We start from the raw sequence: 15,429 nt of genomic DNA, 5'->3' as shown, positions 1-15,429 counted from the left end.
ACTCTCCTTTATATGATTTCTATAGTGTAACTCCCTGCTTAAAGATGGCCATATCATGGAAGCCTGCTTCTTCTGACTTCACTTTCTTTCCGGAAGCAACCTCCAGGACAAAATCGAAGAAGTCATTCTTTAATGTGTCCATATCCGTGTCTTCTACCAGTCTGCCGCAGTTAAAATCGATCCAGTTGCTCTTCTTTGTGCTGAGCGCGGTGTTGGTCGATATCTTCATGGTCGGAACCGGACAGGCAAACGGTGTACCGCGTCCTGTGGTGAAGAGTACGATGTGGGCGCCGGAGGCAGCCAGCGCGGTGGAGGCGACCAGGTCATTACCGGGGGCGCTTAACAGGTTTAAGCCCTTTGTGTGAACGGGTTCTCCATACATTAAGACGTCCATGACCGGAGCGCTGCCGGATTTCTGAACACATCCCAGCGACTTGTCCTCCAGGGTAGAAATACCGCCCTTTTTGTTGCCGGGAGACGGGTTCTCGTAGATAGTCTGATTGTGGCTGGTAAAATAGTTTTTGAAGTCATTGATCAGATGAACGGTTTTTTCAAAGATCTCTTCATTGATACAGCGGTTCATGAGCAGTGTCTCCGCCCCGAACATCTCGGGAACCTCGGTCAGAATCGTGGTTCCGCCTGCACCCACCAGCATATCTGAGAATGCACCGACTGTGGGGTTGGCTGTGATGCCGGAGAGTCCGTCGGATCCGCCGCATTTCATGCCAATGATGAGTTCGCTGCAGCTGACGGGTTCCCGTTCGAAGCTGCCGGCATAAGCGGCCAGTTCGCGGATCAGTTCCAGAGAGTCGGCGATCTCATCGTCAGATTCCTGTGCTGCCAGGAACTTGATACGGCGTTCATCGTATTCTCCGATATAGCGTTTTAATTCCGTAATGTTGCTGTTTTCGCATCCAAGGCCGAGAACGAGGACACCGCCGGCGTTGGGATGATTGATTAAATCGGCCAGAATGGTTCTGGTATGCTCCTGGTCGTCACCCATCTGGGAACAGCCATAGGGGTGTGGGAAAGCCACCACATCTTCTACGGTTCCGCTTATGAGGCTCTTAGCCTGACGCTCGATGGCCTGGGCAACGTTATTGACACAGCCTACGGTGGGGATGATCCAGATCTCGTTGCGGACGCCGACTTTTCCGTCCGTCCGGCGGTAACCGTGAAAGAAGCGTTCCTCCGCCGGCGTGGGAGCAGTTTCCTGTTTGTTGTAAGAGTAGGTGAGCAGATCGCCCAGCCCAGTCTTTAGATTGTGCGTGTGGATCCAGCTTCCTTTTAAAATCGGTTCCTTTGCGATTCCGATGGCACAGCCGTATTTCATGACGGAAGCGCCCTCTGCGATGTCGGTTAAAGCGAACTTGTGTCCCTGAGGGATATCGGAGACGAGCGTGACCGCCTGATCATTCACAGTCACGGTGGTGCCGGAGGCCAGCGGCTTTAAGGCTACAGCTACATTATCCCCGGAGTGAATTTTAATAAAGTCCTGCATAATCGTTCTTTCCTTTCTGCAATTCCATGTAACGCTTCAGCTGTGCTTTACGAAAACAAGAAGACGCACGGCTTCAAGGTTACATTTTAAATATTCCAGTTGATATGGAATGTAAGTACTTACATAAACCATACACCATTTTTGTCACTTCGTCAATAGGGAAAATAAAAAGAATACGGTTGCTTTTCATGAATAGATCAGATATAATGTAAGAAAAAGTGTAAGCGCTTTCGCACTGTGTTCCAGAGCGTCGGTGCGTCAGGATAAAGAGGGTTCAAAATGAATATTTACGATATAGCAGAGCTTGCAGGGGTGTCCATTGCCACTGTATCGCGTGTGGTGAACGACAGCCCGCGTGTCAGCGAGAAGACAAAACAGAGGGTCCGCGCCATCATGGAGGAGAACGGTTATACGCCGAACGTATTTGCGCGGGGCCTGGGACTGGACTCTATGAAGACCATCGGGATTATCTGCCCGGATGTATCGGATTCCTATATGGCGTCGGCGGCATTTCACCTGGAAGGCCGTCTGCACGAGTACGGGTATGACTGTATTCTCTGCTGCAGCGGATCCCGGCAAGAGAATAAGGAAAAGTATGTGAGTCTTCTGTTAAATAAGCGGATCGACGCGCTGATTCTGGTGGGATCGACGTATGCCGGCGAGGGCGGAGACGACCGGAAGGCGGATTACGTGCGGAATGCGGCGAAGACGGTTCCTGTATTTATGATTAACGGTTACATTAAGGGCGATCATGTGTATTGTGCCTTCAGCGACGATTACGGCGCTACCTATGACGTGGCTTCGCAGATGATTGAGGCGGGAAGAAGACGGATTCTGTTTCTGTGTGATTCCCATTCTTACAGTGCGAATCAGAAGCTGGCGGGATATGAGGCGGCCTTAAAGGACCATGGACTGCCTGTGCTGGGGGACTTAAAGCTGTATGTAAAGAACCGGATCCATTCGGTGAGAGACATTCTTTTAGAGCGGCGGGATTTGAATTTTGACAGCGTGCTGGCTACGGACGATGGCCTGGCCGTGGGGGCGATCAAATACGCCAACGCCAAGCTTTTAAAGATACCGGAGGAACTCTGCATCACCGGATTTAATAATTCTGCGCTTTCCATCTGCTGTGATCCCGAGCTTTCTTCCATTGACAATAAGGTAGAAGAGCTCTGCGCCATCACCACGGATCAGATGATGGCGGTTCTGCGGGGCGAGGAGAAATCTGTGGAGCAGAAGAGCCAGGTCCCCTGCAGACTTGTGAAGCGGTGTACTACGGATTTTTAGGGGCTATTGTCATTCGTTCTGTCTTGTGATATACTACGTTCGGATGAAATAACCATAGAAGGAATATAGAAGGAACGGTGTTTTTATGATAGAGGAGAAACAGGATCGTATTGTATTATGCGGAGCCAATTCCTATGAGCAGAAGTACTATTTTAATGAACAGTTTTCCAACCTTCCTGAGAACATACGGCAGGAGCTTCAGATTATGTGTGTGCTGTATACAGAGGATGTGGGCGGAATTCTGACTCTGGAATTTGAAGAGGATGGTACGCTGGAGTTTCAGGTAACGGCTGAGGAGACGGATTATTTATTTGACGAAATAGGAAGCGTGCTGAAGATCAAACAGTACCAGATGGAAAAGAGAGATCTTTTGGAGGCTCTGGAGATGTATTACCGGGTCTTTTATCTGGGAGAAGAGATTGATGAGGAAGAGGAATCGTGAAGCTTAAGATTGGTAATGTAACACTTGAGAATAATCTGATTCTGGCGCCGATGGCAGGGGTAACCGACCTGCCATTTCGCATTCTCTGCAAGGAGCAGGGCTGCGGCATGGTGGTGACAGAGATGGTGAGCGCGAAGGCGATTCTTTATAAGAACAGGAATACGAAGGCGCTCCTGGAGGTAGAAGAGAGAGAACGTCCGGTTTCGGTTCAGCTGTTTGGCTCTGATCCGGAAATTATGGCGGATATTGCGAAGCTCATCGAGCCGGGGCCTTTTGATATCATCGATGTCAACATGGGATGCCCCGTGCCGAAGATCGTTAATAACGGCGAAGGCTCAGCGATGATGAAGAATCCCAGGCTGGCGGAGGCGGTTCTTGGCGCCATGGTGAAGGCTGTAAAAAAGCCTGTGACAGTGAAGTTCCGCAAGGGTTTTACGGACAGTGATGTGAACGCGGTGGAATTTGCCAGGATGGCCGAGAGCTGCGGCGTGGCTGCGGTTGCGGTTCACGGCAGGACGAGGGAACAGTATTATTCCGGGACCGCAGACTGGGATATTATTCGCAGGGTAAAAGAAGCCGTGAAGATACCGGTCATTGGAAATGGAGACGTCTTTGCCCCCGAGGATGCGAAGGCGTTGCTGGACGAGACGGGCTGCGATGGAATTATGATTGCGAGAGGAGCAAAGGGCAACCCGTGGATCTTCTCGAGAACGCTCCATTACCTGGAGACGGGGGAACTTCTTCCGCCCCCATCCATGGAGGAGCTGCAGAACATGGTTCTGCGCCATGCGAAGATGTCGGTGGAACACAAAGGAGAGTATCTGGGAATCCGGGAGATGCGCAAGCACATGGCCTGGTATACGGCCGGACTGCCTCATTCGGCAAAACTGCGGAATGATATTAACGCGGTGGAAACATTAGCGGATTTGGAAACACTCGTGATGGAACGGTTTGCAGGACATTTCAGATGATGAAATGTCCTGTTTTACTTTCCGGAAAAATGTTCCGTTAAAGGAAAAAACTTTACAGACATATCCGCGCACTCTAAAATGTGATAGAATAAGTAAAAATAATGAAAATTTGAGGGAGGCGCGTCATGACCGATGTCTATGAAAATTGCCCTGTATTTGAGAATGACAGTTATATTTTGAGAATGACCAGTCAGGAGGATAAATCCGATTTGTTAAAGGTTTATTCTGACAAAGCTGCCGTATCATTTTTTAACAGTGATAATTGCGGCGGTGACGACTTTTATTATACAACGGAAAGCAGAATGGAGCAGGCGATTGCATATTGGCTCTTTGAGTACAATCGGGCAGGTTTTGTCCGATGGACGATTGTATCAAAAGAAACCAATGAGGCAATAGGAACCATAGAACTTTTTCACAGAGACGCTGCGGACTTTTTTACGGACTGCGGACTGCTCAGATTGGATATCCGGAGCGATTACGAAAGAGCAGGCGAAATTACAAAAATATTGAAAATGATCATAGAACCCGCGTATACACTCTTTCATTGCGATAAAATTGCTGCAAAAGCCATAGCCGCAGCAGCAGAGCGAATACGCGCGTTAGAGCAGTTGGGTTTTAAGTATACAGACGAAAAGTTAATCGGACATGATGGAACGAAATATGATTCTTACTTTGTATTGAACAGAAACGAGTAATCAGGATAAACCAGCTAAACGAGAGGAGAGTACTGTGAAAAAAGATTTCTTATTAGATATTCATACTCATACATTAGTCAGCGGTCATGCTTATGGCACGATTCGGGAAATGGCAAAAGCAGCCAGCGAACAACATTTACAGCTGCTGGGGATAAGTGAACATGCGCCCGGCATTCCAGGAACCGTGAATCCCTTTTATTATAATAATCTTCAGGCGATACCCAGGAATTTGTACGGCGTGGAAATTTTGCATGGCTGTGAAATAAACGTCCTGAAAGGCGGGCTGCTTTCCCTTGAGCAGCAATATATAGAAAAGTTGGATTATGCAATAGCAGGAATCCATACGCAGTGTTATAAAAATGAGGGAAAAATTAAAAATACGGATAATTTAATTCAGTGTATGAAGCATCCCAAAGTGTTCTTTGTTTCCCATCCGGATGATGATCATACACCACTGGATTATGGAAGACTCGTACAAGCCGCAAAACAGTATCACGTTGCTTTAGAAATAAACAACAGTTCTTTAAGAAAAAAGGATAAGCGTTTGAACTGCGTGGAAAATTACAAGACCATGCTTGCGCTTTGCCGGCAGTCTGAAGTTCCTGTCATTGTAAATTCAGATGCCCATGATCCCAGTGATGTAGGAAATTTTGTTCTGGCTGAAAAGCTGCTTGAAGAAATAGGATTTGATGAAACGTTAATTTTAAATACAGATGTAGAAGCCTTCCAGGCATTTATCGGATACAGCCGTAACCGGTGAGATTCCGCACAACTCACCTTCGGCGTCTGTCACTCCTCTGCTGATGCCTGATCCGCCTCTTCCAACGCTTTCAACAGCGCAGCAGTTGATTTTTCCATCGCATCAAACTGTTCCTTCTGTTCCGTACCGCCGGCACGGTTGTTCTGGCTGTCCAGCAGATCCCAGAGATTTTCCGGGGGAGTGAAGTCGGAGGGACCGGCGGTTACATGAAATACTTCAGGAAATATCCGGCCGAGTCCGGCTGCGATGCAGGAAGCAAACAGGCACGCGCCATACTCATTGGTGTGGGTGTAGTCACCGGGATGGAAATATCCGCAGGAGCGTTCCATGCCGGTCTTTTCATAGAAACGTACCGAAAACTCATGCAGGTCGATGACTGGGGTATTCGTGGAAACGGCCACATCTTTTACCGCCTGCACGTGTTCTGCCAACAGCTCATGGTAGGTGCCGTCCTCTTTCCAGATGTTGCGTCCGGGAGAGGTCACCAGCACGGGAATTCCGCCGAGGTTCCGGACTTCTTCTATGTATCTTCGGAGATTGACGGGATACTCCCTGTCGGCCAGCAGATGGGGAAGCTTCTGGTCGTTATGGCCGAACTGGATCAGGCAGAAGTCACCCGGGCGGAGAAAATGCTTCACGATGTCCATGTGGCCTTCCTGACGGAAGGTTTCCGTCGTCAGCCCGCAGTGTGCCTGGTTTTCCACGGCGATTCTGCCGTCTAAGAACGCCGGAAGCGCCTGGCCCCAGGAGGCGTAGCAGGCACCCGGAAGATAGGGGATTTCCGCGGACTGGTCTGTGACAGTGGAATCCCCGCAGAGATAGACTGTCGTTACGCCGTCGGACACATTAGCTGCCTCGGCTGCTTCGCCCGCACCGGCTGCCTCGACCGCACCGGCTGCCTCGACCGCGCCGGCCACACCGGCCGCCTCGGCATAACAAGCATCGATCCGGACAGCGCCGGGCTCCGGGGTACAGAGCGTAACAAAGAGGTTTTCTACCGGATAGTACGCTTCGTGGTAGCGTGGAATGATGCCGGCTATGGACTGGTAAAAGGTGCGTTCGTACCGGTCCCCCTTCTTCAGGGAGATGATATCACGCAGAAGTTTCCGTCCGGTGAAGAGAAAGAGCTGTTCCACATCCTGAACGGCGGTCAGTGCGATATGAACCGCGTAGAGCCCGCAGGGGACCCGTTCTGTAATATAGCTGTTGGGAATCATACTTCCTTCGATGCCGTTGGCTAAAGAAAGAAGCGATGGGTCAAAGCCGTCTGACAGCTCCGGTATGTCAAGCCGCTCGGAGCCAGTCGTGAGATGGTCCGCGGCTGTATTGTGAAAAAATGGCTGAAAATGATACTTCATCTTAAAGTTCCTCCTGAAATGAATTTTCAAATACGCTCTGGTTCCGCTGGGCCGGACGGTCCGCGTAAGCCGGTGATGTAGGCGCTGGGTGCCATGCCGGTCTTCTTCTTGAAAAGCTGGGAAAAATACTGTGGATTGTTGCCGAAGCCGACCCGCTCGGCAATATCCGAGATCCGGTCCATCTCCTCGTTTTCGATGTATTCCTTTGCCTTTTGAATCCGCTCATTGGTCAGGTAATCGGAAAAGCGTATGCCGGTCTCCTTCTGAAATTTTCTGGATACATAGTCTACATTCATATATAAATACTGCTCCGCAATGTATTTCAGCGTCAGGTTGGGATTCTCCAGATTTTCCCTGATATATGTAAAGATCTGCCTGGTCATGCTGCTGACGGTTTCCGTTCTGGAGCATCCCTCCATAAGCTCTGCAAGCTTTTGAAAGACGGATTCCTTCAGTGCGTCAAGATCACTCTCCCCCTCGGCCTGCATCAGCCACTCCGTGAGGCCGGAGCCGGAGATATTCGGGTTGCCGAGCGTGATTTTCAGGAACATACTGCCGGACAGCTGTTTGAGGAAACGGATATCCATGATATCGGAGATCAGTTCCATGAGGCTTTCCATGGCAGAGGCGCTGCCCTCGGCAATGGCGCGGCAGTAATTTTCAGTCTCCTGAGTGATTGCGGTATAATTGCAGGTGCATAAGGCATGGTAATTGTTTACGTAGTAAAAGGTGCTGAATCTGCGGATCTTTTCAAGGACGACGCCGAACAGGCCTTTTAAGTCGGAATACGTCTCCATTTGAAGTTCCAGGCTGGTGTGCTGGCCCTCTAAGCTGACGCGGTCCAGCTTCGCCTTCAGCTGGCCGAAGTCAAAGGAGATGTCCTGACAGAAGATCAAAAAGGTATTTCGCACATAGATTCCGTAGATGCTGACCTGCGGCAGACAGTTCTGGGCAAAATCGCTTAGAAGGCCCAGAAATTCCTCCAGATTCTCCTGTTCCAGATAGTAAATGTAGAACAGACGGTAGGGCGTAAAGTAAAAATCCATGTAGGGCTCATAGGTGGGAATAATCTCATCCAGCGATTTCTCCAGATAGAGGGCGTCGTTGATGATACTGGAGACGACATTGTGGCGGATGCTGTCCGCCTGGCTGAACTGGGAGTCCAATATCCGGCGCGTCTGGCGCCTGGCGTAGCAGTCGCTGACACTTTCCTTTACGGCGTCAATGATCTGCTGCTCATTACAGGGCTTTAAAAGATAGTGGCGGACCCCATATTTCATGGCCTGTTTGGCGTATTCAAATTCCCCGTAGCCAGAGAGAAGGATGAACTGGGTGTCCAGATCCGTCTCGGATATCCGTCCGATCAGCTCCAGCCCGTTCATGCCCGGCATGCGGATATCCGTGATGACCAGGTCCGGAGATTCATCTAAAATCATGTTGTAGGCCTCGATTCCGTTGGAACAGAGACCGGCCAGTTCAATCCCATACTGGCTCCAGTCAATAATTGTGGATATGGTCTCCCGGATGATACGTTCATCGTCTGCAATGATCAGTTTCAGCATATGATTGGTTCTCCTTGACTTGAAATGGTATATGGATATCGGCGGTTGCGCAGTCGTCCTCATTTTTTAACTCAAGACCGTACGCGTCGCCAAACAGCAGGCGGATGCGCTGGTCAATGTTCATGAGACCGATGCCGAAGCCGTTCGGCTGCTTTTTCCGGCTCCTTAATTTTTCGAGAAGGTCTTCTTCAAAAACGGAACCGTTGTTTTTTACCCGGATCAGGACCTTATCATCCTCGTGGCGCACCAGGAGTTCCACGTGACAGGTCTCCGTCATCTCTTCCATGCCGTAGCGTATGGCATTTTCTATGAGCGGCTGTATGGTCAGCGGCGGCATCAGGATATGATGCAGATCGTCGGCCACCAGGGAGACGAAGTCCAGACGGTCCTCAAACCGTATTTTCTGTATCGTGATGTAGGCGCGGACCAGCTCCAGCTCGTAGTCCAGTTCCACCAGGGACTCGCGATTGCTGAGGGTGGAGCGGAGCAGCGTTCCGAGAGACTCCGCCATCATGGATATTTCCGCGTTTTTGGATGCCTTTGCCCTCCAGTTGATGGATTCCAGCGTATTATAGAGGAAATGCGGGTTGATCTGGGATTCCAGCGCCTTGATCTGGGCTTCCTTGCGCAGCAGTTCATTTTTATAATTCGTGTCCACCAGGGTCCGGATCCGGGTGGCCATCCGGTCGAAACGCTGGTGAAGCCGCCCGATCTCATCATTTCGGACGCTGTAATCGTAGGCGGACTGCTCCAGGGTGAGCTCATTTTTACTGAATCCATCCATCTTAACGATCAGCGCGTTGAAATGGCGAAGAATGGAGTAAATCAGCCACTGCGTTAAGGCGAGGGCGATCAGAATGCCGAGCACCATGATGCCCAGAATGATTTTCGCGGAGCGTCCGATGGAGTGAATGATGGAGTCAAACGGGATCAGGCTGATGTAACGCCAGTCGTAATACGGAATCTTGCTGCTCACTGCGAAATAGGTGTGGTTGTCCACCCGAAGGGTCTGATACGTGTCGTCCTCCAGCTGGAGCGTCTGGGTTACCAGGTCTTTGGAGAGGTCGGCAGAGGAGTAGATGGTGTCCGGTCCGTCTGCCAGAATGTAGTAGCCGGTATCGAAGGTCTGGAAGGAACGGTTGATCGTATTGATCAGCCTGTCGGTATCCACGTAGATCAGTAGCCTTCCGATGGTGGAGAAATCCAGCGCCTCGATTTTCCTGATATTTCTTCCGAGAAAGAGGCCGGAAGTACTGCCGCCTCCGGTGGTCCAGCTGACCGCGCCGTCGCCGGCCGCCGCATTCTCCAGGGCATGATGGATAAAAGCCGAATCGGTCCTTTCGTAGGCGGCCCAGTTGGTCGTATTGGAAAATGCATCGTTATACAGGACGATGTAGGAGACGCCGTTCTGCCGGAATGTCTCATAATAGGATGAAAGGGCGGTGTTGATGCTCCTGTTGGCATTGGAACGGACCACGGCATCATCCGATTCGTGGATTGCGGAGAGAGACGTCTGGATGGACGGCGTCGACAGGATGATGGAGGACAGGCGCTCCACATCCTTTAAGTTTGCAGAGATGGTATTGGCCGAAAAACTCAAATTTCCCGCAATGGATCGGTAGAGCAGTTCATTATAGGTCTTTGACAGTATGGTAAAGCCAATGAGGGAAAACAGTAGGAGAGAGACGACGTTTAACAGTACAATAAAGAAAATCTTCCATCTCAGCGAGAGGTTTTTGAACAAGGTAAGGAGCTTTGCTTTTAAGGTTTCTGCCCGTTTTTTCATGCGAATTGTCCTGCTTCTTTCTATATTAAAGATTTCGGTTGAAGTAGAAAAGTATGGTTACTAATGGTACATGGACAGTATATAATAATTGCATTGCAAACTCAAGATTTCGGAAAGGAAAGTCGGTTTTTTCTAAAAGGAAGTCGGTTTTATTTATACCGGTATTGGAAGAAACCAGTTTATAATGAACTTACAAACAAAACGGAAGAGCAACACCGTTTTCAGAAAAAGATGGAGGATATGAAAATGAAGAAGAAATTGGCAGTAGTCCTGGCCGCTTCCATGGCGGCGGTATCTCTGGCGGCATGCGGCGGCACGGCGGAAAGCGGAAGCACGACGGGAGCGGATTCCCAGACAACCGCAGGTGCGGCGGCTGAAAATACGACGGCAGCAGCTTCCGGCGACGCGTCCCTGACGGTGGCCTGGTGGGGCAACCAGACGAGAAATGAGAGGACTCAGGCGGCGCTCGATAAGTATTCGGAGCTGAACCCTGGCGTGACATTCGACGGACAGTTCTCCGAGTGGTCTGATTACTGGAACAAGCTGGCGACCGCGGCAGCAGGCCATTCGCTTCCCGATGTAATCCAGATGGATTACGCTTACCTGGATCAGTACGTTTCCAACAATCTTCTGGTGGATTTGACTCCTTATATTGAGGATGGCACCCTGAATGTAGACAACTGCAGCCAGGACATCATTAATTCCGGATCAGTTGACGGAAAGGTGTATTCCATCGCAATCGGCATCAACGCGCCGGCCATGGTTTACAACAAGACCATCACCGACCAGGCGGGAGTGGAAATCAAAGACAACATGACGCTGGACGAGTTCGTGGCAGTCAGCAAGGAAATCTACGCAAAGACCGGATGCAAGACCAACATGGCATACGGCGTCTCCCAGGAAATCTTACAGGCCATGATCCGCGGCTACGACGGCCACGTGCTCTTTGACGAAGGGAAGCTGGGCGTGGACAGCGCAGACGAATTCGTACCATTTTACAAAGTATATGAGGATGGCGTGAAGGAAGGCTGGTACATTGAACCGAGCGTATTTGCAGAGCTGACCCCGGGTTCCATCGAGCAGGATCCTCTGATCTACGGTTCCAGCCCGGAAACCATGTCATGGGTAGCGTTCTGCTGGTCAAACCAGTATGCGGCGTTTACCAACGCAGCTCCGGAGGACATAAATTTAGATTTGACCACATGGCCGTCGAAAGACCCGAAAAAGTCCAACTTCTTAAAACCGTCCCAGCTCTTCTCCGTATCGGTGGATTCCAAGGATCCGGTTACAGGTGCTAAGATTATCGACTACTGGACCAATTCCATGGACTGCAACGAGATTCTTCTGGCCGAGAGAGGCGTGCCGATCTCTTCCAAGGTTGCCGAGGAACTGGCTCCGTCTCTGACAGAGAGCGATCAGAAGGTAATCAGCTTCATCAATGATGTGGTGACACCGAATTCTTCTCAGATCAACCCTCCGTATCCGAACGGAAGCGCAGAGGTATCCGACTTAATCAACAAGCTGGGTGAAAAGGTATGCTACGGCGAACTGACTGCGGAGGAAGCGGCAGAACAGCTTTATACCGAGGGAAATAAGATCATGGCAGAAAAGGCTAAATAACAGGCTGTAAACTGAAAACATATTGAGGGTGTCCCTATTTCGGCATAATCTGACTTACGGGGCGCCCTTTTCTTGAGAATGGGAAATAATCGAGAATAGGAAATAATTGAGAATAGGAAATAATTGAGATTGGGAAATAATCGAGATTGGGAAAAGGAGCAGATCTATGAAAATGCTGAAAAAAGCAATGAATAATGAGCGCACGGCGGGAATTATCTTTACCATGCCGTTTACCATCGGGTTCCTGCTGTTCATGATAGTGCCGATGGGAATTTCACTGTACTATTCCTTCTGCAGCTATGATATTTTGTCTCCGCCTGTTTTCACGGGCCTGCAGAATTTCAAAACCATGTTTGCAGATGAAACGTTCTATAAATCCATTAAGGTTACCTTCTTCTTTGCATTTGTGTCTGTGCCGCTGCGTCTTTTATTTGCGCTGATCGTGGCGATGCTGCTGCTCAAGAGCACGAAGATGACCGGATTCTACCGGGCGGCCTACTACCTGCCATCCATCATCGGCGGCTCCGTTGCGGTCGCTATCCTGTGGAAGCGTATGTTTGCCACGGACGGCGTGATCAACAAGCTGCTTCAGGCAGTCGGCATCAACTGTACCATGTCCTGGCTGGGCAATACGAATACGGCGATCTGGGTGCTGATTATCCTGGCAGTGTGGCAGTTCGGTTCTTCCATGCTGATCTTTTTGTCCTCGTTAAAGCAGATTCCACAGTCGTTATACGAGGCGGCCAATGTGGATGGCGCGAACGGCATCTCCAAATTCTTCCGGATTACACTGCCGCTTCTGACACCGACGATCTTCTTTAACCTGGTTATGCAGATGATTAATGGTTTCCTGGCTTTTACGCAGAGCTACATCATCACCCAGGGAAAACCGATGAATTCCACGCTGTTTTACACGGTGTATATGTACCAGCAGTCCTTCGAGTTCTATAACACCGGATACGGCGCGGCTCTGGCCTGGGTTATGCTGGCCATGATCGGAATGATCACGCTGTTCCTGTTTGCAACGAAGAAATTCTGGGTATACGAAGGAGGACTTTAATTATGAAGGCAAAGAAAAGAATTCGCGATGTCGTATACCATGTCATCGTTTTCGGTATTGGCATTCTCATGATCTATCCGCTGATCTGGATGTTCATGAGTTCCTTTAAGGAGACCAAAACCATTTTCCAGACGGCCGGTAGCCTGATTCCCAATCCGTTTACACTGGATAATTACATCAATGGATTAAAGGGATTTGCAAAGGTTCCATTTCTGGTATTCTTCAAAAATTCACTGTTTATCTCTATAGTTGCCACGATAGGAACCGTGATTTCATCCGCGGTGGTGGCGTACGGGTTCGCACGTTTTGATTTCAAGGGAAAGAAAATACTGTTTGCGGCAATGCTGCTCTCCATGATGCTTCCGGCGCAGGTTTTAATGATCCCGCAGTACCTCTGGTATCAGAAGCTGGGCTGGGTGGGAAGCTACTTACCGCTGATTGTGCCGTATTTCTTTGCGATTCAGGGATTTTTCGTTTACCTGATGACGAACTTTATCGACGGAATTCCGAAGGAACTGGACGAGGCGGCCAAGATCGACGGCTGTTCCTACCCGCAGATCTTCGGAAGAGTAATCCTGCCGCTCATCACACCGGCCCTTGTTACAGGAGGAATCTTCTCCTTTATGTGGAGATGGGATGACTTCCTCTCCGCGCTTCTTTACGTCAATAAGTCCATTAAGTATCCGGTCAGCCTTGCGTTAAAGCTGTTCTGCGATCCGGGCTCTTCCTCGGATTACGGCGCAATGTTTGCCATGGCGTCCTTATCCATTCTTCCGTCAGTAATTATCTTTATTTTCTTCCAGAAATATCTGGTGGAGGGAATCAGTACCAGCGGGCTGAAGGGATAAAGAAGAAGGAAGAAAGAAGAAAGAAGAAATAAGGAAGACACAAACGATGGTTGAAGATGGAGGAACAGGCAGATGGGAAAACTGGAATTTGACAGAAATTGTATGGAACAGACTATGGACCGGATCGTGGAACGGACGATGCGGATGGATATGACCTGGGACTGGCCCTGCGGCGTCGCGTATTATGGAATCGCGGAGGCGTATGAGGCAACAGGAAAACAGGAGTATCTGGATCTTATGAAGGAGCGGGTGGATGAACTGATCAGTCTGGGGCTTCCCGATTTTACTGTTAACACCTGCGCCATGGGGCACGCGCTGCTGACCCTGTATCAGCAAACCGGTCAGGAGGTCTATAAGGATATCATAGAGGCCAAACTGAATTATCTGGAACATGAGGCGCTCCGGTTCGGAGACCATGTCCTTCAGCACACGGTGTCGGCTGACAATGATTTTCCGGAACAGTGCTGGGCGGATACGCTTTTCATGGCCGCGCTCTTTCTGCTGCGGGCCGGAGTAATGCTTGAGAGGCCGGAGCTGACAGCGGATGCGCTGAATCAGTGGTACTGGCATATCCAGTATTTACAGGATGAGAAGAACGGGCTGTGGTACCATGGCTATAATCATATCACAAAGGACCATATGAGCGGGTTCTACTGGGGAAGGGCCAATTGCTGGGCGGCGTATACCATGTCCCAGGTGGCACACATTCTCCCGGAGTGCTATTTATATCCGGAGTATTTAGAGATCGCGGGAAGCTTAAACGAGCAGCTATCGGCTCTGAAGCTGTACCAGACGGACTCCGGTTTATGGCGCACGCTGCTGGATGATGACGAGTCCTACGAGGAAGTATCGGCCTCCGCCGGGATTGCCGCGGCGATGCTGGCGAAAAAGAATCCCCTCTATTTAAAATATGTCAACAAAACGGTGCAGGGCCTTCTGGCCAATGTGACAGAGGATGGCCGCGTGATGAATGTCTCAGGAGGCACCGCTGTCATGAAGGACAGGGAAGGCTACCGCAATATCTCCCGTAAATGGATTCAGGGCTGGGGGCAGGGCATGGCGCTCACATTTTTTGCCAGCCTTTTGCAGTATGATGCCATGAAAGGGGACGGAGCGCTTTAATTGTGTGGCTGATAGCAAAAAGACAGACCTTTTCCCGGAAAAACAGGGGAAAGGCCTGTCTTTTGAATTAGGAAGACAATATTGTTATTATTTCCGTTATGTGGTATACTACCAACTGATATAATATGGTTTTAGCGGAGGCAGATGCTTCCGACAACGATGGCAGGGAGAAAACCTGCCATTTCGTATTCTCTGTGCAGCGGTTCGCGGGGCGGTTTCGCTGTGGAGAGAGGCAGCAGGAGAGAAAAAACGGAAGTCGCCGGCTGGACATGCTCACATGGCCGCCCGGCTCATTGCCCGCAGAATTAGACGGGAGGAGGAGTGTTCCGAATGGGAGAGCGGATTATTGAAACATGGATCCAGGCCAAGCATCCGAATCAGGAGCTGTGCGAGGATGGCCTGTATACAGGCCGTAAC

General features: G+C 50.0%; 13 protein-coding genes. 9 read left to right on the top strand and 4 right to left on the bottom strand.

Annotated features, from left to right (window positions below):
• Nucleotides 1-19: 19 nt before the first annotated feature.
• On the bottom strand, nt 20-1,501 hold the full coding sequence (locus ACLTD4_RS18710; protein ID WP_117621750.1) for a UxaA family hydrolase: 1,482 nt from the start codon (nt 1,499-1,501) through the stop codon (nt 20-22).
• Between the two features lie 279 nt (nt 1,502-1,780).
• On the opposite strand from ACLTD4_RS18710, the gene ACLTD4_RS18705 reads away from it, so the two are divergent.
• The 5 genes from ACLTD4_RS18705 (at nt 1,781) to ACLTD4_RS18685 (ending at nt 5,656) form a co-directional block, all read left to right on the top strand.
• Nucleotides 1,781-2,788 (top strand): LacI family DNA-binding transcriptional regulator, encoded by a 1,008-nt coding sequence (locus tag ACLTD4_RS18705; protein WP_025529708.1) that lies wholly within the window; start codon nt 1,781-1,783, stop codon nt 2,786-2,788.
• 85 nt (nt 2,789-2,873) lie between these two features.
• Nucleotides 2,874-3,230, top strand: a complete 357-nt coding sequence (locus ACLTD4_RS18700) for a DUF6145 family protein (RefSeq protein WP_055660778.1) — start codon at nt 2,874-2,876, stop codon at nt 3,228-3,230.
• The gene (gene dusB / locus ACLTD4_RS18695; protein ID WP_002600600.1) at nt 3,227-4,201 is read left to right on the top strand and encodes a tRNA dihydrouridine synthase DusB; all 975 of its coding nucleotides are present in this window, start codon (nt 3,227-3,229) and stop codon (nt 4,199-4,201) included. Before ACLTD4_RS18700 ends, dusB begins: the two co-directional genes overlap by 4 nt.
• A gap of 125 nt (nt 4,202-4,326) precedes the next feature.
• Nucleotides 4,327-4,896, top strand: coding sequence for a GNAT family N-acetyltransferase (locus tag ACLTD4_RS18690; RefSeq protein WP_055660775.1), 570 nt, complete (start codon nt 4,327-4,329; stop codon nt 4,894-4,896).
• A 34-nt stretch (nt 4,897-4,930) separates the two neighbouring features.
• The gene (locus ACLTD4_RS18685; protein WP_055660772.1) at nt 4,931-5,656 is read left to right on the top strand and encodes a phosphatase; all 726 of its coding nucleotides are present in this window, start codon (nt 4,931-4,933) and stop codon (nt 5,654-5,656) included.
• Between the two features lie 29 nt (nt 5,657-5,685).
• On the opposite strand, the gene ACLTD4_RS18680 is transcribed toward ACLTD4_RS18685, so the two are convergent.
• From ACLTD4_RS18680 to ACLTD4_RS18670, 3 genes are read right to left on the bottom strand one after another with little or no spacing between them, the layout of a single operon-like run.
• On the bottom strand, nt 5,686-7,014 hold the full coding sequence (locus tag ACLTD4_RS18680; protein WP_117621749.1) for a rhamnogalacturonan acetylesterase: 1,329 nt from the start codon (nt 7,012-7,014) through the stop codon (nt 5,686-5,688).
• A 26-nt stretch (nt 7,015-7,040) separates the two neighbouring features.
• Complete coding sequence (locus ACLTD4_RS18675) at nt 7,041-8,576, bottom strand: response regulator transcription factor (protein WP_117621748.1); 1,536 nt, start codon at nt 8,574-8,576, stop codon at nt 7,041-7,043.
• Nucleotides 8,548-10,362: a sensor histidine kinase gene (locus tag ACLTD4_RS18670; protein ID WP_117621747.1), complete on the bottom strand. Its 1,815-nt coding sequence runs from the start codon at nt 10,360-10,362 to the stop codon at nt 8,548-8,550. The genes ACLTD4_RS18675 and ACLTD4_RS18670 overlap by 29 nt, the downstream gene beginning before the upstream one ends.
• 246 nt (nt 10,363-10,608) lie before the next feature.
• On the opposite strand from ACLTD4_RS18670, the gene ACLTD4_RS18665 reads away from it, so the two are divergent.
• From ACLTD4_RS18665 to ACLTD4_RS18650, 4 genes are all read left to right on the top strand, one after another.
• Nucleotides 10,609-11,982, top strand: coding sequence for an ABC transporter substrate-binding protein (locus ACLTD4_RS18665; RefSeq protein WP_029465827.1), 1,374 nt, complete (start codon nt 10,609-10,611; stop codon nt 11,980-11,982).
• 166 nt (nt 11,983-12,148) lie between these two features.
• Nucleotides 12,149-13,042 (top strand): carbohydrate ABC transporter permease, encoded by an 894-nt coding sequence (locus tag ACLTD4_RS18660; protein ID WP_055660558.1) that lies wholly within the window; start codon nt 12,149-12,151, stop codon nt 13,040-13,042.
• Between the two features lie 2 nt (nt 13,043-13,044).
• The gene (locus tag ACLTD4_RS18655; protein WP_055660560.1) at nt 13,045-13,890 is read left to right on the top strand and encodes a carbohydrate ABC transporter permease; all 846 of its coding nucleotides are present in this window, start codon (nt 13,045-13,047) and stop codon (nt 13,888-13,890) included.
• Between the two features lie 72 nt (nt 13,891-13,962).
• On the top strand, nt 13,963-15,012 hold the full coding sequence (locus ACLTD4_RS18650; protein ID WP_117621746.1) for a glycoside hydrolase family 105 protein: 1,050 nt from the start codon (nt 13,963-13,965) through the stop codon (nt 15,010-15,012).
• The last annotated feature ends 417 nt before the right edge of the window (nt 15,013-15,429 follow it).

It is taken from the genome of Hungatella sp. (assembly GCF_046966825.1).
Note: the sequence above shows the minus strand (reverse complement) of the source record. Positions and strands in the feature narration are given on the sequence as shown.

Excerpts from the sequence above, each read along its gene's own strand:
- ACLTD4_RS18710 (WP_117621750.1), bottom strand. The coding sequence starts at position 1,501 with ATGCAGGACTTTATTAAAATTCACTCCGGGGATAATGTAGCTGTAGCC.
- ACLTD4_RS18705 (WP_025529708.1), top strand. The coding sequence starts at position 1,781 with ATGAATATTTACGATATAGCAGAGCTTGCAGGGGTGTCCATTGCCACT.
- ACLTD4_RS18700 (WP_055660778.1), top strand. The coding sequence starts at position 2,874 with ATGATAGAGGAGAAACAGGATCGTATTGTATTATGCGGAGCCAATTCC.
- ACLTD4_RS18690 (WP_055660775.1), top strand. The coding sequence starts at position 4,327 with ATGACCGATGTCTATGAAAATTGCCCTGTATTTGAGAATGACAGTTAT.
- ACLTD4_RS18680 (WP_117621749.1), bottom strand. The coding sequence starts at position 7,014 with ATGAAGTATCATTTTCAGCCATTTTTTCACAATACAGCCGCGGACCAT.
- ACLTD4_RS18675 (WP_117621748.1), bottom strand. The coding sequence starts at position 8,576 with ATGCTGAAACTGATCATTGCAGACGATGAACGTATCATCCGGGAGACC.
- ACLTD4_RS18670 (WP_117621747.1), bottom strand. The coding sequence starts at position 10,362 with ATGAAAAAACGGGCAGAAACCTTAAAAGCAAAGCTCCTTACCTTGTTC.
- ACLTD4_RS18665 (WP_029465827.1), top strand. The coding sequence starts at position 10,609 with ATGAAGAAGAAATTGGCAGTAGTCCTGGCCGCTTCCATGGCGGCGGTA.
- ACLTD4_RS18660 (WP_055660558.1), top strand. The coding sequence starts at position 12,149 with ATGAAAATGCTGAAAAAAGCAATGAATAATGAGCGCACGGCGGGAATT.
- ACLTD4_RS18655 (WP_055660560.1), top strand. The coding sequence starts at position 13,045 with ATGAAGGCAAAGAAAAGAATTCGCGATGTCGTATACCATGTCATCGTT.
- ACLTD4_RS18650 (WP_117621746.1), top strand. The coding sequence starts at position 13,963 with ATGGGAAAACTGGAATTTGACAGAAATTGTATGGAACAGACTATGGAC.